We start from the raw sequence: 22902 nt of genomic DNA on the forward strand, positions 1-22902 counted from the left end.
CAGCAGTCAGGCAGCTCATCGCGCGGCCGCATCCCAACGGGCGAGCAGTTTCGCCGGGTCCTGCCCGATGTCGAGGAAATACGCGGACATCGAATTCCAGATCGCCGTGAAGAGCGCGCCGGTCCACACGCCCTTCGGATACAGCACGACGTGCCCGTTCTTCTGCGCGGCCGCGTACGGCTGCGCCTGCGGCGGCATCGCGTCGGTGCCGCCCTCGAATGGGCTGAACCCGGCTTCCGCGTCGAGGAACTGGCGGTCGTTGTCGGGGCGCGCCCAGAACGCGAGCCACTTCTTCGCGGCATCGGCGTGGTGCGACGCCGCATTGATCGCCCACGCGGTGCCGAGCATGTCGAGCGCGACCGGCCCGTTGCCGGACACGAGCGCCGGCAGCGGCGCGAACTGGAACGACAGCCCCTTCGTCGCACTGAACTTCGCGATATTCCACGCGCCCTGCGGCATCATCGCGACGCGGCCGGCCTGGAATTCGGTCAGCCCCGTGCTCCACGCGCTCACGCCATTGTTCAGGCGCGGCACGAAGCACTTCGCGTCCGCGAGCACCTTCAGCGCAGCCATCGATTGCTTGAACGCCGGATCGGCCGCGAAGCGCGCGCTGCCCGCACCGACGAACGACTCGGCGCGCGCATCCGCGTCGCCGCCGCCGGCCGCAAGCCCGGACGCGATCACGAGCGCCGCGGGCGCCCAGCCTTCCTTCGCGGGCAGCAGCATCGGCGTGATGCCGGCCGCCGCGAGCTTCCCGCACGCGGCTTTCAACTGGTCGACGTCGGTCGGCACCGTCGCGATGCCCGCGCGCTTGAGCAGGTCGAGGTTCGCGAACAAGCCGATGCCGACCAGTTCCATCGGCAGCATGTAGGTCTTCCCGCCGATCTGCGTATGGGTGCGCACGCCGCGCCAGATCGTCGGCACCCACTTCTCGCCGCTCAGATCCAGCAACTGGTGCGCGCCCTGCCACTGCCGCATCAGCTCGCGGTCGACCATCAGCACGTCGGGCCCGTTGCCGCCCTGCAGCCGCGACGCCACGACCGTCGTCGTGTCGTTGCGCGACATGTATTCGAACTTGACCTTGATGTCGGGGTTTTCCTTCTCGAACTTTGCGATCAGCGCCGCCATGTTGGCGGGCTCGGCGCCGCCGCCCTTCCAGCCCGTCACGTCGAGCGTGACCGGCGCGGCGCACACCTGCGCCGCCAGCACTGAAAGGACTGCGAAAGTTACCGCTCGAAGCCTGTTGAACATCTGCTGTCTCCACGTTGTTGTTGAATCGTTGCGTACGGCCAGTGGCGTGCGGCGGCCGGCTGTGCGGCATGCAGCCGCGATCCGTCGCGCAGGGCGCCCGCGTTTCCCGTCGTCCGATTCATTTGGGAAAGCGCTTTCCCTATTGTGTCGCACAACCTGCCCGGCGTGCAAGCACCGGCATGAAACGATCGGCTAGGGGATATCCCGAGGGCCTGCGCGACGGCCGCGAGCCGTCCCTATGCGCCCGGATCGAGCGGCCATCGTGCCGAAGGCGCTATCATCGACGATGCGACTTTCGTCCGGCCCCTTTTTGCCGGCCCCACTTTCAACTCGCTCAACCGACATGACAACGACTACCGAACGCGTGGACGGCGCCGCCCAGCATCTCGTCGCCGCCCGCCATGCCGGCTCGCCCGGCCCGCTGTTGCCTGATGCGCTGCGCCCCGAAGACGTCGACACCGCGCTCGCGATCCAGCAACGCGTGGCCGACCTGCTCGGCGAACCCGTCGGCGGATGGAAATGCGCGCTGCCGCCGCCCGACCGCGTGATCCTCGCGCCGATCTTCGCGTCGACGATCCGCGAAGCGGATGCGCCGTACCGCGTCGTCGGCGGGCCGATCGTACGGATCGAACCGGAAATCGCGTTCGTGCTCGATCGCGACCTGCCCGCCCGCGAGCGGCCGTATGAGGAAAGCGACGTGCGCGCCGCGATCCGCGAAGTGCGCGTCGTGCTCGAGGTGCTCGGCTGCCGCTATGCGGAACCGGCGCGCGCGTCGAAGTTCGAGCTGCTGGCCGACGGGCAATTCAACCAGGGGCTGTGCGTCGGCCCCGTCGTGCCCGACGGGCTGAACGTGCCGCTCGCCACTTTGGCGCTGTCGTTCGAAGGCGCGCTGAACCGCACGATCGACGGCCGCCATCCGGACGGCGATCCGCTGAAGCCGCTCGTGTGGCTCGTCAATTTCCTCGCGTCGCGCGGCGATGCGGTGCGCGCCGGGCAGATCGTGACGACGGGTTCGTACGCGGGCGCGATCGACGTGCCGCTCGGCGATGCGCTGACGGTCCGCTTCGGCGAGCTCGGCAGCCTGTCGGTGACGTTGACGGCGTGATCGGTCAGGTGCGTGGCTGCCCGGCGTTTCGTGACGGCAGCGTCATCGCCGCCACGCCCGCGACCACGCATCCGAGTCCCAGCCAGGCCGACATCGACAGCGACTCGCCGAGCAGCGCCATGCTGATGCCGACGCCGATCGGCACGCGCAGATAGGCCTGCGCGGTCGTGCCGACCGAACCGAGCGTCTGCACGAGCCGGAAGTAGATGACGAACGCCAGCGCCGTCGAGAAGATCGCGAGCGCGGCCAGCGCCAGCAGCGCTTGCGGCGACGGATGAAGCGTCCACGGCCGGTCGACGACGAGGCTCGCGGGCACCAGCACGAGCGCGCCGACGACGAGCGAGCCCGCGGCCGGTGCGGCCGGCGACAGCCCCTTGAACGAGCGTCCGTAGATCGCGGCGCCCGCGTAGCAGACGGTCGCCGCGACGATCGCCAGTTGCGGCACGAGTTGCCGCCCCAGTCCGTCGAGCACGCTGACGCCGACCACCAGCGCAATGCCCACCAGCCCCGCAACGACGCCGAACAGTTTGCGCGGCGTCAGGGGTTCGTGGCGCGTGATCAGCCAGGTGCCGAGGAACGCGAGCACCGGGGAAGCGGAATTGAGGATCGTCGCGAGACCGGCTTCGACCGAACGCTCGGCCCACGCGATCAGCGTAAACGGCACGACGCTGTTCAGCAGCGCCTGCACGAAGAAACGCCGCCAGACCGTCGGATCGCGCGGCATCGGAATCCGCCGGACACGCATCCACATCAGCAGCACCGCGCCTGCGATCAAGGTGCGCGCGGCGATCAGCGTCAGCGGCGGGATCGTCTCGACGCCGATCCGGATGAATGTGTAGGACGCGCCCCATAACGTCGAAAGCGTCAGGAGCAGCAGCAGGTCCGCGACGGCGGGCGGGCTGCGGGTCAGGGCTGGCTGCATGTCGGGTAACTCGGATTCGCGGGACGGGACGGGGCTGGCCGGGTCGGCATCGACCCGTTCGCGTCAGGCCGCACGTGCGGATTATGGCGGCGGCCGCCAGCGGATGCTTCAGCCTCGCGCGAAATGTGGGTTGCCGGCATCGACGACGCACGCTTCGCCCGCCCGTCACCCCATGACGCGGATGCGACACGACACCGTGCACCTTCGATCCGCCGTGATAACGTTGCACATCGTCGCACGTTCCGGCCCTGACGCCGCGCACGCGCATCGCCTTCACGCCCAGACCCGCCATGTCGCTGACACCGCTTCCCGCCCTGCTCGACGAAACCCTACACGCCGTCGTGCGCCGTTACCGGCTGCCGCCGCTCGACGGCGCGTCGTCGCTGACCGATGCGACGAACCCGGCCACCGCCCTGGCGATCGTGATCGAGGCGGCGCGCAGGATGCGGGCAGACGGCCACGCTCCCGGCGCAGCATTGCGGCAACGCTTCATCGATGCACTCGCGCAGATGATCCGCGACGCAATGGATCCGGCATCCGGCGATCCGTCGTTTCAGGCCTCGGTGCTGCGTCACGATGCGCCGAGCGTACGCGAATACGCGTCGCTGTCCGCGCACGCCGAGCAGGACCGGCGCGCGCTCCACTCGGCCGTCAATGCGATCGCGCACCCGGCCAAGCTCGAGCGCAGCGCACTGGCCTGGCAACGCGACGGCCTCGCAAGGCTGCATGCGGCCGCGACTGCAGCGTCGTGGGCCGGTCTGCATGCCGCGCTGGCGCAACTGCTCGCGCTGCCCGACATGGCAACCGACGCCGCTTTCGAGCAGGACATCGTCAAGCTGAAGGACAGCCCCGCGCTTGAACGCATGCTGCGTCTCGATGCACTGGCATCGGACGAAGATGTGCGCCGATACCGCGCGCTGTGGGTCCGCCAGGGGCCGCTCGAAGGCAGCACGGTCGCCGTTGCGCAGGGCGCCGCTTCCCAGCAGCGCGGTGCCGCCGTCGAAGCGCTGGCGGCACAGGCGCTCGATGCGCTCGCACGCAGGCTCGACGCGGTGGACGAGCAGCGGACCTACCGCGTGGTCACGTCGATGCGCGTGCCTTCGTCGATACCGGGCCGGCACGACCGCGCAAAAACCGAATGGGACGCGATCCTGCTCGAACGCGCGCGCGGCACCGATCCCGCGTCCGCATGGAACGTCCGCTTCCTCGTCGAAGCGAAGGCGTCCGCGGATGCCGCGACGACCGATTTGCCGCGGCTGCTGCGCGGCCTGAACCTGCTCGCGCAGGCCGACCCCGGCACGGTCTATGCGTTCGAGACGCACCAGGGCACGGTGCGCGTGCAGGGCGCATCGCTGCGCGCACTGGCGACCGACGAAGCGTCGCTGCAACGGGACGTGCTCTATTGCTGCGATGCCTCCGCGGACGCGACGCCGCGCCTGCTGGGCGCCGCAAGCCGGATGCAGCTGCTGTCGGCGCAGGCGAGCCTCGAATACGCGAGCGCGCTCGCGCAGCAGCGGGATGCCGATCCGGACGGCCTCGGCGTCGTGTGGCACGCACTGCTGACCCTGCCGCAATGGCATGCCGTGCTGCATCAATACCCGTCGCTGCGGCAGGTCCGCGAACTGATGGTGGCGATCGACGACCTGCGGGCCGCGATCGACGACACGGACGAAGGCGGCATCGCAAGCAGCGTGTGCGCGTGATGCTCGCGCACGCCCGCCGCGCGACGCACACGCCCGGCCCGCTCAGTTGGTGAGCACGCCGAACGGCAGCGTCCACCCGGTCAGCCTGCCGCCGTCGCCCCATCGCGCGTCGGCCGCATCGACCGGCAGCAAGACCGGCGCGGCCGCACACTCGAGCGTCTCCTTCGGCGTATGGCCGAATTCCGCCTTGAACAGCCGGTGGAAATACTTCTCGTCGGGGAAGCCATGCGCCCACGCAATCTCCGCGATGCGCTGATGCCGGCGCTGCGGATCGCCGAGCACGTGGTACGCGTGGCGCAGCCGCCGGCGCGTGATCTGCCGCATCACGCCGCCCTCCTCCTTGAACAACTGATAGAGCCGTGCCCGCGACACGCCGATGTCGCGGCAGATCCGCTCGGGCGAGAGGTCCGGCTCCAGCAGGTGCACGTCGATGTAGCGGCGCACCCGGTCGACCAGCGCATGATCGATCGGGCCGCGCGCATCGTTCAACGCCTGCGCGGCGGGTGAAACGGCCGCGGCCAGCAACAGCAGCATCGACTGGACGATGCTCGGCACCTCGTGCATGCGCAGGTTCGACAGGTTCCGGAACAGCGACAGCATCTGGTCGGCGACCAGGCGCCCCACCCCGCTCGTCAGCGTCTGGCCGTGCGCGTGCGCCGCGTGGCTCGGCAGCAGATATCTGGGCACGACCAGGCTGATCACGTCGCCGGCCTCGACCTGGCAGTCGTTGATCTGCGCGACGTCGTAGACGAACAGGTCGCCGGCGCCCTTGATCAGCTCGGGCCCGCCGGTATGGCACGCGAGCCGCCCGCCGAGCAGCAGCGTGAAACGGATCGAATCCTGCCCGTCGAGCCGGATTCGCCGCGGGGTGCGGTGCACCGTATAGGTCGGCGCGCGCGAGCGCCAGTGCCTGCCTGACAGGATCAGCGGGCCGAGTGCCGCGCCGCTCGCTTCCGCGTCGAACGGGCCGAGCCCGCCGTCGTCATCGAGCCGGTAGTCGCACAGCATGTCCTTGACCCAGACATGGAACCGGTCCGGCTCGGGGTAGTCGATCGTGCGAAACTTGAAAACAGGGACGAATGCTGCTTGATCCATGACAGTTTTTTTATCGAACCGGCGGGAAAGGATGCATCGGTTCGTCGATTATCGGACCAAATTGCGCCGGCGCAAGGCCGGCGCAGCACATCGTCCACCCAAACGGTCGACCGACGCCCGGCGGCGGGCGTCGTCGTCATCGCAGCCATCAGCGTTGCGGATGGCATTCCCAGTTGTTGTACGTCGGCCGATCGATCGGCGTGAGCCCCGGAATCATGAACACCGTACAGCCGAAACGCCGCCCCTTGCCGGTCGTCGCGTCGTAACTCACCTTCTGGCCGCCCAGTCCGTCCTTTTTCCCGTACTGCACGTTGGCGATCGTGATCTCGTCGGACGACGCGAGCCCGAGCGTCTTCGCGGTCGACGTCTGCACGTCGATCATGTTCATCTGCGTCGTGCCGCACGCGGACAACACGAGGGCCGCGACCAGGGCGCCCAGCGCGGTCCGGACGGTGCAATGCAAGCTTCCTTTCATGCTTTCTCCCTCAATTTCCCGGCGCGAACCGGTTACGATCCCGGCGTATAGAAACTGGCCTGCACCTGGCTGCCGACGCTCGGGACATACGACAGCCAGGCAAGCGCCATCGCCCCCGTCGCGTTCACGGCCAGCGCCGGCCACGACGCGCTCTGGGCCGCCACCGTCGACGCGCTCCACGCACCCTTCCGGTAGCTGGCCGCGATGACCGCCGACGCGCCCGGCAGGCCCGTGTCCTGCCATGCCACCGTCACGTTGCCTCCCGCATCGACCACGAGCGGCGGATACTGGCCAGCCGCACCGTTCAGGTGCTCCGTCAGCCGCTGCAGCGACCCCCAGTTCCCGCTGGTATCGGCGACGCTCACCTGCAGGGCCGCGCCGCCTTCCGCCCACATCGCGGCGGCCACGCCGTTGTCGTTGACGGCCAGCATCGGCGTCGCGATGAAACCCGTCGGCTCGACGATCGCCGGCGAAACGGGCTGCGCGGGCTGCCACCCGGTTCCGGACACATATCGTTGCGACATCGTGGCGGTGTAGATCTTCCCGCCCGTCACGTCGATTTCCCCCCAGAGCAGCGTGATGTTGCCCTTCGCGTCCATGCCTGCCACCGGCGAGATGATCGTCGTGAACAGGCTCGTGTTCGACACGGCCTGATTGACGTTGGTCCAGCCGTTGGTCGCGTCGTACGTGGCGGTCCACAGCGCCGAGTGCGTATGGTTGGTCTGCCGCCATGCGAGCACGGCACGGCCCGACGACAGGACCGAGATCATCGGCCTCACGTTGTCGGTGTCGCCGGTCACCGCCCCCGGCCCGCTCTGCACCGGCATCTGGATCACCGCCGGCGACGACCACTGTCCGGCCTGCGTGTAGCGCGACCACGCGATGCGCGTATCGAGCAGGCTGATCGACTGCGTCCACGCGACGAGCGCGTTGCCCTGGCTGTCGATCCCGGCCGAATAGGTCGAACCCGTCACGTCCGGCACCAGTTCGAATGCCGCGCCCCAGCCGCCGGCCGGGCTGTACGGCCGCGCCCACAATGCGTACGTGTTGGGGCCCGGCATCCATTCGGTCCAGAACGCGACGGCCTGCCCGCTCGCGTTGCCGACCAGTTGCGGCGGACTCGAGCTCGTCGTGTTCATCGAATGCGAGCCGTCGCCGGTGTCGAGCCGCGTCGCGCTGCCCCAGCCCGAACCCGCGACATAGTGCGCGCCCCACATCTCGTTGCCGTTCGCGCCGGCCGGGCCATTGGTCATCCAGGTGGCGAGCGCGTTGCCGCTTGCGTCGATCGTCACGCTGGGATCGCCCTCCGGCCCCTTACCGTCCACCGCAGCGGCCGTCGACCAGCCGGCCTGCGGCTGCGTGGACCCGCCGCCCGTCGGGCCGCCGCTCGAGCCGCCACCGGGCGAGGTCGGGCCGGAAGGCGAGCCGGGATTGTTCGGCGTCGACAACGACGCGCCGTCGTTCGTCGCGACGTCATCGCCGCCGCATGCGGTCAGCGCGAGCGCGGCTGCCATGACCATCCATGTAATGGGTTTCATCGGAATCCTCTTGTTTTCATTTGCCGGCGCACTCTCGTCTGCCGTTCGCCGCAACGACGCATCCCATCGCCCGGCCCATTGATAAGCAATACTATTTAACAGGCATGGAAACCGGCATCGGTTCGCCACCCCTTGATGATCGATTCCGCCGTGCGGATCGACGCGAACGCCACTTGCGGCAAACCTCCCCCGTCGGGCAGCAACGATCACGCCGGGTCGTCTTTCGTCGGATGTCCGTCACTGCCGGCTGCATCTTAATTCAAGCGATCCGGATTCAAGGTGGCGTTGCGTCCACACTGAGTGGACTTCCATTTCGCCGGGCCTGTGCTCGGCCGGGCCGGCCCGGCTGCACGCCGGCAGGCGTTGCCGCCCGTGAGGTACGATACGCGCCGGGGCAAACCGCGCCCCCTGAGAGATCCGGCCGTCGCGGCCTCCTACCCAGCACAAGAAAAATGCCAAGAAACCCATCGCTGCACCGAAACCTGTTCGCCGCGCTGGCGGCCAGCCTGCTCTGGACGCCGGCCGCCCATGCCAGCGGGGACGACGGCTGCTACGTGCCGAACACGCTCCGGCAATCTTCCTATTCGTGCGGCAACCTGCCGATCCTGACGCCCGCCAACGACACGCGCATCAACGCGATGCTGATGATGGTCGATAGCAGCAAGGTCGCGCAGGTGTTTCCGGACCCGAAAACCATCCCCGCGAAAGAGCGGATCAACCAGATCGTCGTGCCGTTCCCGATGGATTTCTCCGGATGGATCTACATCGGCCAGAAGGAGCCCGACAAGACCGGCAACGCGCCGGATGCGGATGCGTCGTCGAACCGGTATGCCGACGGCGAAGGCAGCATCTGCCGCAGCATGGGCTCGGGCTCGGACGCATTCAACGACGCCCTCGGCGGCGCCGGCGGCCTCCCCGCCGACGAGGCCACGCGCCTGCGCGCGGCGCGCGCCGACATCGCACAAAAAACCTGTGCCGCGGGCGGCGCGAGCGCCGTGTGGACGAAGCCGCCGGTCAAGTCGCCGCTCGGCCAGCAGTTCGCCGCGTATCTCGACGGCACGAACGCGTTCTACCGCGCCGACTTCCTCACCGCGACCCGGGCCTTCGCGAACGCATCGCACAGCGCGGACCCGTGGCTGAAGGAAACCGGCCTCTATATGGCCGGGCGCGCGCAATTGAACGCCGCGCAAGCCAACGCATTCGACAACGACAACCCGACGCCGTCGCGCGCACGCGTGTCGAAGGTGTCGCTCGACGCCGCGAACACGGTGTTCCGCACCTACCTGAAGGTGTATCCGCAGGGACGCTATGCGGCCTCCGCGACGGGGCTGCTGCGGCGTGTCGCGTGGCTCGGCGGCAACGTCACGCAGCAGGCCGACCTGTATGGCCACGCACTCGCGCGCTGGTCGCCGGCGACATCGAACGTGCCGCTGATGCAACTGGCAAACGAACTCGACAGCAAGCTGCTGTTCGGACCGGACTTCGACGCGCGCCAGATCCAGTCGCCCACCGTGCTCGCCACCGTCGACCTGCAGCGCATGCGCGTGTCGGACAGCAGCGATTCGACCCGCAAGCCGATGACGCTGGACGAATTGCAGGCGCAGAAGCCGCGCTTCGCGAACGCGCCCGCGCTGTACGACTACCTGCTCGCAACCTGGTATGTCCAGATCGGGCACAAGCCGGATGCCGCGCTCGAACTGCTGCCGCAGACGCCCGCCGCGCCGCTCGACTACTTCGGGCTCAGCCAGCAGGCGCTGCGCGCATTCGCGCTGGAGGACAGCGGCCAGAACGACAAGGCCCGCCAGCTGTGGCGCGACCTGGTCCCGCTCGCGAAATTCCGCTTCCAGCGCGAAATGCTGGAACTCGCGCTTGCGATCAACCTGGAGCAGGCCGGCCTCGTCAACGACGTGTTTGCCGACGATTCCGTCGTGCAGAACGGCGCGATCCGTGCAGTCCTGCTGCAGCGCACGGCCAATGCGGACCTGCTGCGCGCGCAGGCGCAGAACCAGGCGACCGGCGGCGCGCTGCGCGACACCGCGCTGTACACGCTGCTGTACAAGGAACTCACGCGCTCGCATTACGCGGAATTCATCGCCGATACCGCGCTGGTGTCCGGCACGCCAGCCGATCCGCTGAAGCCGTTCATCGCATCCGGCGCGAAGAACGAAGACGGCTACGCGTGCCTGTCCGCGCGCGACATCGCCACGGCGCTGCAGCAGAATCCCGCCGATCCGAAAGGGCTGAACTGCCTCGCCGATTTCGTGCGCCTGCATCCGCCCGCGTCCGGCCTCGAAAGCGATCCGGTGCCGCCGTGGATGCGCAGCGCGTCGAACACGTCCGCTACCCGCGTGCCGCCGACGCTCGGTGCATCGCCGTCGCAGTTCGCGGGCAAGCCGTACGAGCGGATGTCGAGCTACGTGACGGTGATGGCCGATGCGCAGGCGAACCCGAACGACCGCGCGTACGCGTTCTACCGCGCGATCAAGTGCTATGCGCCGGCCGGCTCCAACGAATGCGGCGGCAAGGACGTGCCGAAGAACACGCGCAAGCGCTGGTTCGATACGCTCAAGACCGCCTATCCGGGCAGCCCGTGGGCGCAGAAGCTCCGCTACTACTGGTAAGCGCCGCATGAAGCGCATCGCGTGCATCGCGCTGCTGCTGGCCGCGCGCGCCGCGCTGGCCAGCACCGTCGACGCTGCGCAGTACGACGCATTCTGGCTGTGGGCGGGCGTGAAGCCGCAGGCGGTCGTGCACGGCGCGCGCACCGTCTACGTGCTGCAAGGGCAGATCGAGGCGTCGCCGCAGGACGAGTCGCAGGTACGCGTGATCGCGCAGGGCGTCGCGCTGCCGCCCGCGCCCGATGCGCGCGTGTGGCTCGTCTATCGTGCGCATACGCTGCGCTGGACGCCGCGCGTCACGCAGATCATGCTCGCGCAGCTCGAGCGCTGGCGTGCGTCCGGCCGCACGATCGCCGGCATCCAGATCGACTTCGATGCGCGTACGCGCCACCTGCAGGATTACCTCGAATTCCTGCGGACGCTGCGCGAGACCTTGCCCGCCGATTGCCGGCTGAGCATCACGGGGCTGCTCGACTGGAGCAGCCGCATCGATACCGGTCAGGTCAACCAGCTCAAGGGGATCGTCGACGAGGTGGTCGTGCAGACCTACCAGGGCCGCAGCACGATCCCCGACTACGCGGCCTACCTGCCGCGTGTCGCGCGGCTGCAGCTGCCGTTTCGCATCGGCGTGATCCAGGGCGGCGAGTGGGACGCGCCGCCCTACCTCGCATCGAATCCGTGGTTCCGCGGCTACGTCGTGTTCCTGCGCAACCGGTAGCGGGCGGCCGCACGGCGAGGGCGATCCCGCCCGCGCGCCCGGGTCAGCCCGGGCGCGGCGAGCTCGCGTCCACGTACACCCACGCCGCAACTCCCGACTCGAGCACGACGCGGTCGCGCCGATACGCGTCGACTTCGTAGTCGTCCGCGTGCCGCAGTTCCTCGCGCGTGATCGCAAACACGGTGCCGGTCACGCGATCGCCGGACTGGCCGGTATAGGCCACCACCGGGTGATGGGTCTTCCCGCTCGTCGCGACCACTTCCGGATCGTCGATCTTCAGCATCGTCATCGCGTAGCCGGGCATCGCGTCCTCGCGACCGTCGAGCTTGCGGCCGAAGGTGGCGAGCTGCACCTGTTCGAGTTGCAGCGTGCCGTACGAAAAGAGGTGTTCGGAAAAAGCGGTAGCGGAACTGGACATGATTGAACTCGAGGAAAAAATCCGGGGCACGTGAAGCGTAACGCAGATCGCCGAAGCGCTACACGGCGCCCGCGATCGTGCTGCCGAGCCCGGCGAGCGCAATCACGAGCAGCGCGAGCGCCGACGACGCCGAGATCCATCGCTGCTTCCGGTGAATCGACGGATGGTTGATCGCGGCCATGTAGCCGGTCAGGATCGTGAAATCGACTGCGATCCACAACGCGGCCAGGATCGCCAGGCTCACGCGCGAGTCCGGCGTGATGCCGACGAACTGCGGAAAGAACGCGACGAAGAACAGCAGGTCCTTCGGGTTCGCGATGCCGACGAGGAAGCCGCGCACGATACCGGGCAACCCCCGTGGCTGCGGAACCGGTGCGCCTGCCGCCGCGTCGTGACCGGCGCGCCATTCGCCGAGCAGCGTCCGGATCGCCAGCACCGCGATGAATACGCATCCCGCGACATGCAGCCCGGCGAGCAGGCGATCGCTGACCATTACGACGCCGAACACCATCAGCATCGCGCCCGCGATCATCACGAGGCTCGCGGCATTCGCGCCCACCGCGGTCAGCACGCCCTGGCGGAAGCCGCGCCGCGCGACGGTACCCGTCACGAGCATGACGACCGGGCCGGGGGTCGCGATGAGCAGCACGATCGCGGCGAGATAGGCGAACAGCAGCGGGTAATGGAGTGACATGAATAAAAGTTGATCGACGATTCGGGAGGCGTGCCCATCACGGTGGCATCATGGAGGCTCGACGTCTCGGACGGCACGGTTTCAGCCAGTATCGCGCGTCCAGGCTGCCGGTGAAAAACGGAAAATCCTGTCTGATGACATGAGTTTTATTCATATTCAAAACCCATGAAGGCCAAATCGCTTCCCCCCGTCTATGCGCTGCGCGCGTTCGAGAGCGCCGCACGCACCGGCTCGTTCACGCTCGCCGCCGAGGAGCTGAGCCTGACGCAAAGCGCGGTCAGCAAGCACGTGAAGACGCTCGAGGCCTATTTCGGCCGGAAGCTGTTCGTCCGGCGCGGGCCCAGGATGACCGTGACGGCGGAAGCGCACATCTTCGCATCGGGCCTGAGGCGCGGGTTCCGGCAGGTCGAGGAAGCCTGCATGCTGTTCCAGACGCAGCGCGACGTGCTGCGGGTCAAGGCGCCGTCGACGCTCACGATGCGCTGGCTGCTCGACGCGCTCGCCGCCTTTCGCGCCACGCAGCCGGCGTTCGAAGTGCAGATCGCGAGCGTGTGGATGGATGTCGATACCGTCGATTTCTTCAGCGAGTCCTACGATTGCGCGATCCTGCTCGGCACCGGCAGGTTCGGCGAAAGCACGCACTGCGTGAAGCTGTTCGACGAATGGCTGATTCCGGTGTGCTCGCGCGCGACCGCGACGGTCGCGCGCGCGAACCCTTCCGCGTGCGAGCTGATCCACCCGTCGCCCGACCGGCGCGACTGGCGCCGCTGGCTCAAGGGCAGCGGTCACGATCTGCATGTGGACATCACGCGCGGGCAGGTGTTCGACATGCTCGAACAGGGGATCGCGGCGGCGATCGCCGGCCACGGGATTTCGATCGGCGACCTCGCGCTGTGCGCGAAGGCGATCGACGAGAAGCAGCTCGCGCTGCCGTTCAAGACGGCCGTCAGCACCGGTGACGCGTATTACCTCGTCTGGCCCGAGGATTCCGGCAAGGCTGCGCAGGTGCGCGAACTGCATACGTTTCTGGCAGGCCGGATGCCGCGCCTCGCGCATCCGGGTGTTCGCTTCAACGGGATGGGCTGAAACCTGGCGATCGCGCCGCCCCTTTCAACGGGGCCGGCGGATCGCCTGCCGCCGGTCACGGCGCAGCCCGCCGACGCAGGCATGCGCCCAACATCGTTACGCCTGCACGAACGCCAGCAGGTCGGTGTTCAGCACGTCCGCATTGACCGTCAGCATGCCGTGCGAATAACCCGGGTAGGTCTTGAGCGTGCCGTTCTTCAGCAGCTTGACCGACTTCAGCGCGGAATCCGCGATCGGCACGATCTGGTCGTCCTCGCCGTGCAGCACGAGCGTCGGGACGGAGATCGACTTCAGGTCGTCGGTCTGGTCCGTTTCCGAGAACGCCTTGATGCCTTCGTAATGCGCCTTCGCGCTGCCTTCCATGCCCTGGCGCCACCAGTTGCGGATCACGCCCTGATGCACGGTTGCCCCTTCCCGGTTGAAACCGTAGAACGGGCCGCTCGGCACGTCGAGGAAGAACTGCGCACGATTGTCGGCGAGCGCCTTCCGGAAGCCGTCGAACACTTCGAGCGGCAAGCCGTCGGGATTCGACGCGGTTTTCAACATCAGCGGCGGCACCGCGCTGACCAGCACGGCCTTCGCGACGCGACCGGCCGGCTCGCCATGCTTCGCGACGTAGCGGGCCACCTCGCCGCCGCCCGTCGAGTGACCGACGTGCACCGCATTGCGCAGGTCGAGCGCTTCGACGACGGCGAACGCGTCCGCAGCGTAATGATCCATGTCGTGGCCGTCCGAGACTTGCGCCGAGCGACCGTGGCCGCGCCGGTCGTGCGCGATCACGCGATAACCCTTCTGGACGAAGAAGAGCATCTGCGCATCCCAGTCGTCGCCGGACAGCGGCCAGCCATGGTGGAACATGATGGGCTGCGCGTCCTTCGGGCCCCAGTCCTTGTAAAAGATCTCGACGTGATCCTTCGTGGTGACGTATGGCATCGCGATGACTCCTGTGAGGTGAATGAACATGGCGCACTCGCCAGCAGCCATTATCGGACATTAATGTGAAATCCCGATGCCATGACAGGCCACGCAGGCCGATCATCCGCCGACAGGAAATGAACGGCGCCGTTGCGTCGCGCACCGCGCGCGTCAGCCGTCCGTCGAAACCGTCACGGCCTCCCACGCGCGGATTTCGTCGTCCAGTGCCGACAGTTTGTTCCGCACCAGCCGCAGCGCATCGCTGCCGAGCAACAGGTGCGCGGGCGGGTGTTCGGCTGCCATGACGGCGAGCATCGCCCGCGCGGCCTTCGCGGGGTCGCCCAACTGCTTGCCGCTCTTGTCCTCGCGCGCCTGGCGGATCGGGTCGAACAGTGCGTCGTAGTCGGCGATCGAGCGTGGCGTGCGCGCCATCGAGCGGCCGGCCCAGTCGGTGCGGAACGAACCCGGCGCAACGGCCGTCACGGCCACGCCGAACGGCGCGAGCTCCTTGCCGAGCGTTTCGGAAATGCCCTCCAGTGCGAATTTGCTGCCGCAGTAGTAGGCGATGCCCGGCATCGTGACGTGACCGCCCATCGACGTGATGTTCAGGATGCGGCCGCGCCGGCGCTCGCGCATGAACGGCATGACGGCCTTCATCATCGCGACCGCACCGAATACGTTCACGTCGAACTGCCGGCGCATCTCCGCGAGCGGCGCTTCCTCCATGATCCCTTCGTGCCCGTAGCCCGCGTTGTTCACCAGCACGTCGACCGGCCCGACGTTCGCTTCGATGTCCGCGACGACGCCGTCGATGCGCTCGAAGTCGGTCACGTCGAGCACGCGTGCAACCGCCGCCTGCGCGGACAGCGCCTCGAATTCCCGCGCCGCCTGCGCGCTTCGCACCGTGCCGACCACCGTGTGACCGGCCGCCAGCGCCTCCTGTGCCAGCGCGCGACCGAAGCCGCTGCTGACGCCCGTGATGAGCATGATGTTGCCTGATGCCATGTGTGCTTCTCCCGAATGTCGATTGAAGCATGCATACTAGTCTGACGATCGATGTCGATTAAGCCCGATTCCACTGATTTTCTTGCACAAAACTATGAGCACGGCCCCCACCTCCGCCCGACCTCCGTCGCTGCCGCCGCGCGACCGGAAGCGCCTGGTCACGCTGCTGCGCGCGCTGGCGCCCGACGAAGGCTACAACCTGACGGCGCTGCCGAGCGTGCGCATCCTGCGCTCGAACCGCGCGCTGTCGCGCACGCCGGTGCTGTACGACCCGGGTATCGTGATCGTGTGCCAGGGATCCAAGCGCGGCTACTTCGGCGGCGAGCGCTATCGGTATGACGAGCACCATTACCTGGCCGTCGCCGTGCCCGTCCCGTTCAGCATGGAAACCGACGCCACGCCCGAGCGCCCGCTGCTCGCGCTGTACCTGCACCTCGATTTCACGCTGGCCGCCGAACTCGCCGCGCAGATCGACCGCGAAGGCAGCGCGGAACCCGTGCAGGCGCCGAGGAGCATGATGTCGACGCCGATGGACGCAGCGATGCACGCGTCGGTACTGCGGTTCGTCGAGGCGATGCACCGGCCGCTCGATGCCGCGGTGCTCGGCCCGGCGTTGCTGCGCGAGCTGTATTTCCGCGTGCTCACCGGCGCGCAGGGCAGCGCGATGCGCAGCGCGCTCGCGATGCGCGGGCAGTTCGGCCGGATCGGCCGGTCGCTACGGGTGATCCATGCCGACTACGCGCAGCCGCTCGACGTATCGCAACTGGCCGACGAAGCCGGCATGAGCGTGCCAAGTTTTCACAGTCACTTCAAGGCGATCACGCAGGTGTCGCCGATGCAGTACCTGAAATCGACACGCCTGCATCAGGCACGGTTGTTGATGGTGCGTCAGGACCTGACGGCGGAGGCGGCCGGCTACGCGGTCGGCTATACGAGCCCGTCGCAGTTCAGCCGGGAATTCAAGCGCCTGTTCGGCCTGACGCCCGCGAAGGAAACGCAGCGCATGCGCGAAAGCTTCGCGATTCCGGAGGCATTCGAGGATGCGGTGTTCGTGTCGTCGCATTGACGGGGGGAACCGCGAGCGGCACATGCACGATGCCGGCCGGTCCGCGCCGTCCCCATGCATGCCCTCGTTGCGCCGGTCGGCCATGACCGCGCGTTTTGCGGGCATGCCGCCATCGCCCGGAAAGAACGGACCAACCCGGGCCATGACATCGGCCGGGGCCGGACGATCGACACCGATGTGGATGCCACGGGAATGCCGGATGCTGTCGCGCACACGAACCGGTCAATCCCGCCAATCGACGCTGCGCATCGAAACCATGCGCAACCGGATCGCTATCGGAAGACGTCGCGCATGTCCGCTCCGACCCGCTCGAACACATGGCGCGCTGCCGGCGTCACGCCGCCTATATGAATGCAGCCATGGACCATTCCGGGTAGCACACTCAGATTGACCGGCACGTTGGCATGCTGCAAACGCTTCGCGTACGCTTGCGCTTCGTCGCGCAACGGATCGAATTCACACACGAGCAACGTGACGGGCGGCAACCCCTCGTGCGAACGCGCGCGCAGCGGCGACACATAAGGCGATCGTCCGTCGGCCGGATCGTCCAGATACATTGCGTAGCAGTACTGCATGACCTCTTTCGTCAGATAGTAGCCCTGCCCGTAAGTGTCATAGGACGACGTGTCCATCGACGCATCGAGCGGCGGATACAGCAACAGCTGATGCGCGATGGCAGGGCCACCTTGCTCGCGGGCTACCAGACACGCCGCCGCCGCGAGGTTGCCCCCGGCACTGTCGCCGCCGACGGCGATGCGCCCGGGGTCGAGCCCGAGGTTGCCCGCGTGTCGGCACACCCAGGCAAGCGCATCGCAGAAGTCCTCCAGCGGCCCCGGGAACGGATGCTCGGGCGCAAGCCGGTAATCGACCGACAGCACGACGCACCGCGTCGCGTTGGCCAACGCGCGGCAAGGATTGTCGTAGAGCTCGAGCGTACCCAGGCACCACCCGCCACCATGCGCATACACGATGGCCGGTCGCGGTAACCCGCCATCCCCGATGTCGTGCGGCCAATAGGCACGCACGCGTATCTGTCGCCCGTCGCGCGTCGGCGCCGCGAAGGTTTCCATACGGCCGATGGATTCCAATGGCCCGTGCCATGCCCGCAGCGCGCGATCCGTGGCATCCCGCAGCTCGGCCAGGGACGAAGGCGGTTCGCCCACGGCCAGTTGTTCCAGCAACGCTGCAATGTTCGCGTCGACCGGCATCTCAGCGGCTCCGTTCCAGGAACGGGAGCAGGTGCCCGATAAACACCTCGGGCGCCTCCTCCATCACGAAGTGGCCGCAGTCGGGCACGATCGCGCCCTGCAAGTCGGTCACGTTGTCGCGCATGGTAACCAGCGGCGCATCGCGGGTGGCGTGTTCCGCGCCGATGGCGAGCACCGGCATCGTCAGCTTGCGCGTCGCCCGCGCCTGATTCTGGCGAATCGTCTCCGGTATCGCGCGGTAGTAGGAGAAACCACCCCGCAGGCCACCCGGCGATGAATAGGCATCGACGTAGACCTCGACGGCCACGCGGTCGCGCCGGAACGACCAGCGGTCGAACATGAACTCCAGATAGGCCCGCTCACGCCCCGCAATCAGCGTTTCGGGCAGGTCGGCCAGCTGGTTGAACATGAAATGCCACAGGAAGATGTTTTCTTCCGGTGGCGCGAAGATCGAAGGCGCGGGCGCCAGCCCGGGGATCACCGCCTCGGTCAGGACCAGCGCCGTCACGGCCTCGGGCCGGTCGCTGGCCAGCGCATAGGCCACCCACATCCCGACATCGTGGCCTGCCACCTGGTACGCGTCGAAGCCGAGTTCCACCATCACACGATGCATGATCGCGGCCGTGTGCCCCGTGTCGTAACCCTCGTGAGGCCGGTCGGAATAGCCGGTGCCCGGCGGGTCGACCGCAATGGCCATGAAGCCCCGTTCTTCGAGTGCGCGCATGACGTGGCGCCACGCGTACCAGGTCTGCGGCCACCCGGGAATCAGCAGGACGGGAGCGCCCGTGCCGGCGATGACGCAATGGATTCGCTGGCCGTCGATGCGGACGTATTGATGCGTAAAGCCTTCGAAGCCGGCCGACGGAGACAGAAGTTGAGCGGACATATGATTTTCCGTAGTGATGTGGGAGCGGCTCACGCCAGGCCGAGCATGGTGTGGATTTGCCGTGCATCGACCGCCGCACCGGCGAAATCGTCGAACGCGCGCTCCGTCACGCGGATCATGTGGTCGTTGATGAACGCCACGCCTTCGCGTGCGCCATCCTCCTGGTTCTTCAGGCAACACTCCCACTCCAGGACCGCCCAGCCCGGGTAGTCGTACTGCGCGAGCTTGGAAAAGATCGCCTTGAAATCGACTTGACCGTCGCCAAGCGAACGGAAACGACCCGCACGATCGAGCCATGAACTGTAGCCGCCATAGACGCCTTGCCGCCCCGAAGGCTGGAATTCCGCGTCCTTCACATGGAACATGCGGATGTGTTCGCGGTAGATGTCGATGTAGGCCAGATAGTCCAGCTGCTGCATCACGAAATGGCTGGGATCGAACAGGATCTTGCAACGCGCGTGCTGGTCGACCAACGCGTGGAATCGTTCGAACGAGACGCCGTCATGCAGATCTTCGCTGGGGTGGATCTCGTAACACAGGTTGACGCCGTTGTCGTCGCAGACATCGAGAATCGGGCGCCAGCGGCGCGCCAGTTCATCGAAGGCCGCCTCGATCAGGCCCGCGGGCCGTTGCGGAAACGGAAACAGGTAGGGCCATGCCAACGAGCCCGAGAAGGTGCCCATCTCGGTGAGCCCCAGGCGGCGTGACGCGCGTGCCGCCAGCTCGAGTCGCTCCAGCGCCCATGCCGTGCGCCTGGCCGGATTGCCGCGCAAGGGCTCCGGGACGAAGTTGTCGCACATCGCGTCGTACGCCGGATGCACCGCCACCAGTTGCCCGAAGAGATGCGTCGTCAACTCGCTGATCTCCAGGCCGTGCCCGGCCAGCATGCCCTTCACTTCGTCGCAGTAGTCCTGGCTGTGCGCCGCGGTCTCCACATCGAACAAGCGCCGCTCCCAGGCGGGAATCTGCAACGCCTTGAAACCAAGGCCGGCAGCCCATTGCGCGATGTTCGGCAAGTTGTCGAAAGGTGCGACGTCGGCAGCGAACTGCGCAAGATGGAGGCTGGGCCCTTTGAGGGTACGCATGTGCATGTCCTATTCTTTGTTGATCGACAAAGAATAGGACATGGGAATATCCCGTGTCAACACGGCACGCGATAAAATCGGCGCAACGACGGATCGGCAGACGAGAGAGGCAATGGCAGGAAGACCGAGGGAATTTGATCGCGACACGGCCTTGAAACAGGCGATGCTGGTGTTTTGGCGACGCGGCTACGAAGGCACGTCGATGTCCGACCTGGTCGAAGTCATGGGCATCGCCTCCGCACGCATCTACGCCGCCTTTGGCAGCAAGGAGGCCCTGTTCCAGGAAGCCGTGGCGCTCTACGAGCAAAGCGACGGCGGTTTCGCCGACCGCGCGCTCCGGGAAACGAATGTCCGCGCGGCCATCGAGACGATGCTGCATGAGGCGATAGCCACCTATACCAGGCGCGGCCGCCCTCATGGTTGCATGGTGGTCTCATCCGCCACGAACTACTCGGCCAGCAACGAAGGCGTCATGGCGTGGCTGACCGAACATCGCCGAGCCCGGACGCAATCGATCCTCGAGCGCCTGCGAGAAGCGCTGGCCCAGGGCCAGCTCAAGCCTGGCACCGATGTCGCCGCATTGGCCGATTTTTACGCCGTGCAGTTGCATGGCATTTCCGTCCAGTCCCGCGACGGCGTATCTAAGGATCGCCTGCTGGCCGCCGTCGGGCCGGCGATGATGCCGCTGGATCTGGCGCTGCGCTAGCGAACCAGCGGCATCGTCCCATGTTCGTCGGCATCGCGATCAGGGACGCGCGTTGTGCAAGCACGTTGGCGCCGGTTTCAAGCAGAATCGCCAACACGGCCTCGACCTGGGGCGACACGCGCCATCTGTTCGCGGAACCCGCACGACGCCCGTCGTTGTGCAAGCGCGTCTGGCCGCGCCGCCGGTCGAAGCGCACCACGCTGGCGACGTAAGTTTCCGCCGTCTGCATGCGCGGCCTTTGCGAGCCCGACGCCCGATGCATGCACCTAGCCGGGACGGGCCTGCTCGCCGTGCGCGGTGTCGAGCACGAGACCGGCCAGCGACTTCAGGATGAATGCGGTCACGCCCCAGATGTCCTGCGGCTGGTCGGCCCAATACCAGCCGCCGGCACGTTCGCCGTCGCTGTATTGCCGCGGCAGATCCGGGTTCAGCAGCGCGGAGAACGGAAACTCGAAGATCTCCTCGACTTCGGCCGGTGCGGCTTCCCATGCGGCGGCTTCCGGCACGAGGCCGATCACCGGAAAAATCGCGTGGTGGCGCTTGCGGGTCTTGTGAATCGGCATGGACCCGACGACCTGCACCGCGCCGGGATCGAGGCCGATTTCCTCGAACGCTTCGCGCAGCGCCGTTGCGCCGATGCCGGCATCCGACTCCGCCGGACGCCCGCCCGGAAAACTCACGTGCGACGAGTATTCGCTGAGCCCCGACGATCGCTTGGTCAGCAGGATCGTCGGCTCGCGCCGCGTGACGATCGCGACCAGGACCGCGGAGAATTTCCACTGGCCGTCGTTGTCCGCGAGGGAGTGCTTCGCCGTCGACCAGTCCGTTGCGGCGGGAATCCGGAAGCCTTCCACACCGCGCACGATTGCGTCCAGCGCGCCCTGCCGCGAATCGGCGTTCGGGACGCCGCTGTCGGATTTCATGTCTCCTCCTTCCTGCATGCTTGAATCTGCAAGCGCTGAGCGACACCGAACCCGACACGTGTTGCACGGGCACGGCGTCGTTATCGCAAAAACCGATGAATCCGCATCCGGATGCGATCGCAAATGACACGCGTTCGAGCGCGGCCGTCTGCTTCGGCGCAAAAATATCCGCCATCGTTGCGGATGGTTGAATGCCTCGACCGGATCGCCTTCGACGCATCGAAGCAACCCGATGATGCATGAAAACCGGATCGCAGGTACGCCGCCCCCTTCATCGCATGTTGCGGGCACAATGGCGTACTGCATGACCACCTCATGCATCGATCACGCGGCTGTGGACAGCCGATCACTCCTGTTTCGAAGCCGGGCAATCGCTTCATCCACGCGAGATTCACATGACCCCGTATGCCTTCCGCCTGCTGAATGTCTTCGCCGAATCGACGTTCGGCGGCAACCCGCTGTGCGTATTCGACGATGCGCGCGGCATGGACGATGCGACCATGCAGGCGCTGGCCGTGCAGTTCAACCTGTCGGAGACGACCTTCGTGCTGCCGTCGGAGCGTGCGCATGCGCGCGTACGCATCTTCACGCCGGGCTATGAAATGGCCTTTGCGGGCCATCCGACGCTCGGTACCGCGCATGTCGTGCGCGACCTGCAGAAAGCAGGCGGCACGCTCGCACTCGAATTCAAGGCGGGGGTTGTCGACGTCCAGGCGCACGACGACGTGTGGACGTTCACCGCGCCGCATGCAGGCATGCCGAAAACGGCACCGTGCCAGTTGACCGATGCGCAGACGGCGGCGCTGCTGGGCCTCGCCGAGAACGATCTGCTCGCGCCGCCGATCTGGGTCGACACGGGTGCAGACCAGTTGCTGGTCGCGCTCAAGGACCCCGCCGCCGTGCGGCGCGCGCGGCCTGACAGCGCCCGCCTCGACATCTGGCCTCAGAGCAGTCTCGGCCGCAGGACCGCGTATGTGTTCGCATTCGACGCCGAGCGCCCGGGGACGGTTGTGTCCCGCTACTTCTTCGTGAAGCAAGGCGGCGGCGTGTCGGAGGATCCGGGCACCGGGTCGGCCTGCGCGAACCTGGGTGGCTGGTTGCTTGCCGCCGGACGCGATCTGCCTGCCGCGTTTCAGGTCGAGCAGGGCGATGCCGTCGGCCGGCCTTGCCGACTGCGGCTGTCGGTCGGCGCTACGGGTGACATCCGCGTCGGCGGGCGCGTGATCGAAATCGGGCGCGGCGTGATCAACGTGTGACGCGGGCGATCAGGGCGGCGCTTTCGCGCATCGCGCTCCCACCCGCCCCACTGCACTTCGTGCAGCGTCTCGCCGGGCCTGAGTACGCTCACGTCATCGCCGATCGACGCTAGGTGAAAGAAAACAGGGCGCCGGGCTTTTCGGCTTGGAAGGGATTCTGCGGTACGGTCCCGCGCCACCACTTCACATGCCCGCTCGATGAGCGGGCATTTTCCTCATCTCGCCCGCT

General features: G+C 67.2%; 21 protein-coding genes. 8 read left to right on the top strand and 13 right to left on the bottom strand.

The window, feature by feature from the left end:
- Positions 1-15: 15 nt before the first annotated feature.
- Positions 16-1251: an ABC transporter substrate-binding protein gene (locus tag ACWMMN_RS36360; RefSeq protein WP_081052133.1), complete on the bottom strand. Its 1236-nt coding sequence runs from the start codon at positions 1249-1251 to the stop codon at positions 16-18.
- 343 nt (positions 1252-1594) lie between these two features.
- On the opposite strand from ACWMMN_RS36360, the gene ACWMMN_RS36365 reads away from it, so the two are divergent.
- Positions 1595-2356, top strand: a complete 762-nt coding sequence (locus ACWMMN_RS36365; protein WP_059242132.1) for a 2-keto-4-pentenoate hydratase — start codon at positions 1595-1597, stop codon at positions 2354-2356.
- Positions 2357-2360: 4 nt separating this feature from the next.
- Here the strand turns inward: ACWMMN_RS36365 and ACWMMN_RS36370 are convergent, their stop codons facing one another.
- On the bottom strand, positions 2361-3278 hold the full coding sequence (locus tag ACWMMN_RS36370) for a DMT family transporter (RefSeq protein WP_059242134.1): 918 nt from the start codon (positions 3276-3278) through the stop codon (positions 2361-2363).
- 290 nt (positions 3279-3568) lie between these two features.
- Here ACWMMN_RS36370 and ACWMMN_RS36375 point away from each other — a divergent pair, with 290 nt between their 5' ends.
- The gene (locus ACWMMN_RS36375) at positions 3569-4981 is read left to right on the top strand and encodes a hypothetical protein (protein WP_059242136.1); all 1413 of its coding nucleotides are present in this window, start codon (positions 3569-3571) and stop codon (positions 4979-4981) included.
- A 42-nt stretch (positions 4982-5023) separates the two neighbouring features.
- Here the strand turns inward: ACWMMN_RS36375 and ACWMMN_RS36380 are convergent, their stop codons facing one another.
- From ACWMMN_RS36380 to ACWMMN_RS36390, 3 genes are all read right to left on the bottom strand, one after another.
- Positions 5024-6076: an AraC family transcriptional regulator gene (locus tag ACWMMN_RS36380; RefSeq protein WP_059242137.1), complete on the bottom strand. Its 1053-nt coding sequence runs from the start codon at positions 6074-6076 to the stop codon at positions 5024-5026.
- Between the two features lie 148 nt (positions 6077-6224).
- Positions 6225-6551 (bottom strand): hypothetical protein, encoded by a 327-nt coding sequence (locus tag ACWMMN_RS36385; protein ID WP_059242140.1) that lies wholly within the window; start codon positions 6549-6551, stop codon positions 6225-6227.
- A gap of 32 nt (positions 6552-6583) precedes the next feature.
- Entirely contained in the window at positions 6584-8089 is a 1506-nt protein-coding gene (locus tag ACWMMN_RS36390; RefSeq protein ID WP_486424226.1) for a hypothetical protein, read from the bottom strand.
- 452 nt (positions 8090-8541) lie between these two features.
- Between ACWMMN_RS36390 and ACWMMN_RS36395 the strand changes: the two genes are divergently transcribed.
- Both ACWMMN_RS36395 and ACWMMN_RS36400 read left to right on the top strand, forming a co-directional pair.
- Positions 8542-10710 carry a PA5441 family protein gene (locus ACWMMN_RS36395; RefSeq protein WP_486424227.1) on the top strand — a complete coding sequence of 723 codons (2169 nt, stop codon included), beginning with the start codon at positions 8542-8544 and terminating at the stop codon, positions 10708-10710.
- Positions 10711-10717: 7 nt separating this feature from the next.
- The gene (locus ACWMMN_RS36400) at positions 10718-11425 is read left to right on the top strand and encodes a DUF3142 domain-containing protein (protein ID WP_486424228.1); all 708 of its coding nucleotides are present in this window, start codon (positions 10718-10720) and stop codon (positions 11423-11425) included.
- A gap of 43 nt (positions 11426-11468) precedes the next feature.
- Here the strand turns inward: ACWMMN_RS36400 and ACWMMN_RS36405 are convergent, their stop codons facing one another.
- Both ACWMMN_RS36405 and ACWMMN_RS36410 read right to left on the bottom strand, forming a co-directional pair.
- On the bottom strand, positions 11469-11843 hold the full coding sequence (locus ACWMMN_RS36405) for a gamma-glutamylcyclotransferase family protein (RefSeq protein ID WP_059242147.1): 375 nt from the start codon (positions 11841-11843) through the stop codon (positions 11469-11471).
- A 58-nt stretch (positions 11844-11901) separates the two neighbouring features.
- A complete protein-coding gene (locus ACWMMN_RS36410; RefSeq protein WP_256087520.1) occupies positions 11902-12537 on the bottom strand; it encodes a LysE family translocator in 636 nt (211 codons plus the stop codon).
- A 165-nt stretch (positions 12538-12702) separates the two neighbouring features.
- Here ACWMMN_RS36410 and ACWMMN_RS36415 point away from each other — a divergent pair, with 165 nt between their 5' ends.
- Positions 12703-13623, top strand: coding sequence for a LysR substrate-binding domain-containing protein (locus tag ACWMMN_RS36415; RefSeq protein ID WP_486424229.1), 921 nt, complete (start codon positions 12703-12705; stop codon positions 13621-13623).
- 96 nt (positions 13624-13719) lie between these two features.
- Here the strand turns inward: ACWMMN_RS36415 and ACWMMN_RS36420 are convergent, their stop codons facing one another.
- On the bottom strand, positions 13720-14556 hold the full coding sequence (locus ACWMMN_RS36420; protein ID WP_486424230.1) for an alpha/beta fold hydrolase: 837 nt from the start codon (positions 14554-14556) through the stop codon (positions 13720-13722).
- A 153-nt stretch (positions 14557-14709) separates the two neighbouring features.
- A complete protein-coding gene (locus ACWMMN_RS36425; RefSeq protein WP_059242152.1) occupies positions 14710-15543 on the bottom strand; it encodes an oxidoreductase in 834 nt (277 codons plus the stop codon).
- A 94-nt stretch (positions 15544-15637) separates the two neighbouring features.
- Here ACWMMN_RS36425 and ACWMMN_RS36430 point away from each other — a divergent pair, with 94 nt between their 5' ends.
- Complete coding sequence (locus tag ACWMMN_RS36430; RefSeq protein ID WP_486424231.1) at positions 15638-16609, top strand: AraC family transcriptional regulator; 972 nt, start codon at positions 15638-15640, stop codon at positions 16607-16609.
- A gap of 272 nt (positions 16610-16881) precedes the next feature.
- Here the strand turns inward: ACWMMN_RS36430 and ACWMMN_RS36435 are convergent, their stop codons facing one another.
- The 3 genes from ACWMMN_RS36435 to ACWMMN_RS36445 are packed head-to-tail and all read right to left on the bottom strand — an operon-like array spanning position 16882 to position 19788.
- Positions 16882-17817, bottom strand: a complete 936-nt coding sequence (locus ACWMMN_RS36435) for an alpha/beta hydrolase (protein ID WP_486424232.1) — start codon at positions 17815-17817, stop codon at positions 16882-16884.
- Between the two features lies 1 nt (position 17818).
- Entirely contained in the window at positions 17819-18703 is an 885-nt protein-coding gene (locus ACWMMN_RS36440) for an alpha/beta fold hydrolase (RefSeq protein ID WP_256087524.1), read from the bottom strand.
- A 29-nt stretch (positions 18704-18732) separates the two neighbouring features.
- Positions 18733-19788 carry a sugar phosphate isomerase/epimerase family protein gene (locus ACWMMN_RS36445; RefSeq protein WP_256087525.1) on the bottom strand — a complete coding sequence of 352 codons (1056 nt, stop codon included), beginning with the start codon at positions 19786-19788 and terminating at the stop codon, positions 18733-18735.
- 112 nt (positions 19789-19900) lie between these two features.
- Here ACWMMN_RS36445 and ACWMMN_RS36450 point away from each other — a divergent pair, with 112 nt between their 5' ends.
- Positions 19901-20494 carry a TetR/AcrR family transcriptional regulator gene (locus ACWMMN_RS36450; RefSeq protein ID WP_256087526.1) on the top strand — a complete coding sequence of 198 codons (594 nt, stop codon included), beginning with the start codon at positions 19901-19903 and terminating at the stop codon, positions 20492-20494.
- A gap of 266 nt (positions 20495-20760) precedes the next feature.
- Here ACWMMN_RS36450 and ACWMMN_RS36455 read toward each other — a convergent pair whose 3' ends face one another.
- Positions 20761-21417 carry an NUDIX hydrolase gene (locus tag ACWMMN_RS36455; RefSeq protein WP_233464335.1) on the bottom strand — a complete coding sequence of 219 codons (657 nt, stop codon included), beginning with the start codon at positions 21415-21417 and terminating at the stop codon, positions 20761-20763.
- A gap of 395 nt (positions 21418-21812) precedes the next feature.
- Here ACWMMN_RS36455 and ACWMMN_RS36460 point away from each other — a divergent pair, with 395 nt between their 5' ends.
- Positions 21813-22673: a PhzF family phenazine biosynthesis protein gene (locus ACWMMN_RS36460; RefSeq protein WP_059242167.1), complete on the top strand. Its 861-nt coding sequence runs from the start codon at positions 21813-21815 to the stop codon at positions 22671-22673.
- The last annotated feature ends 229 nt before the right edge of the window (positions 22674-22902 follow it).

This window comes from Burkholderia cepacia complex sp. TUM26381 (assembly GCF_057439935.1).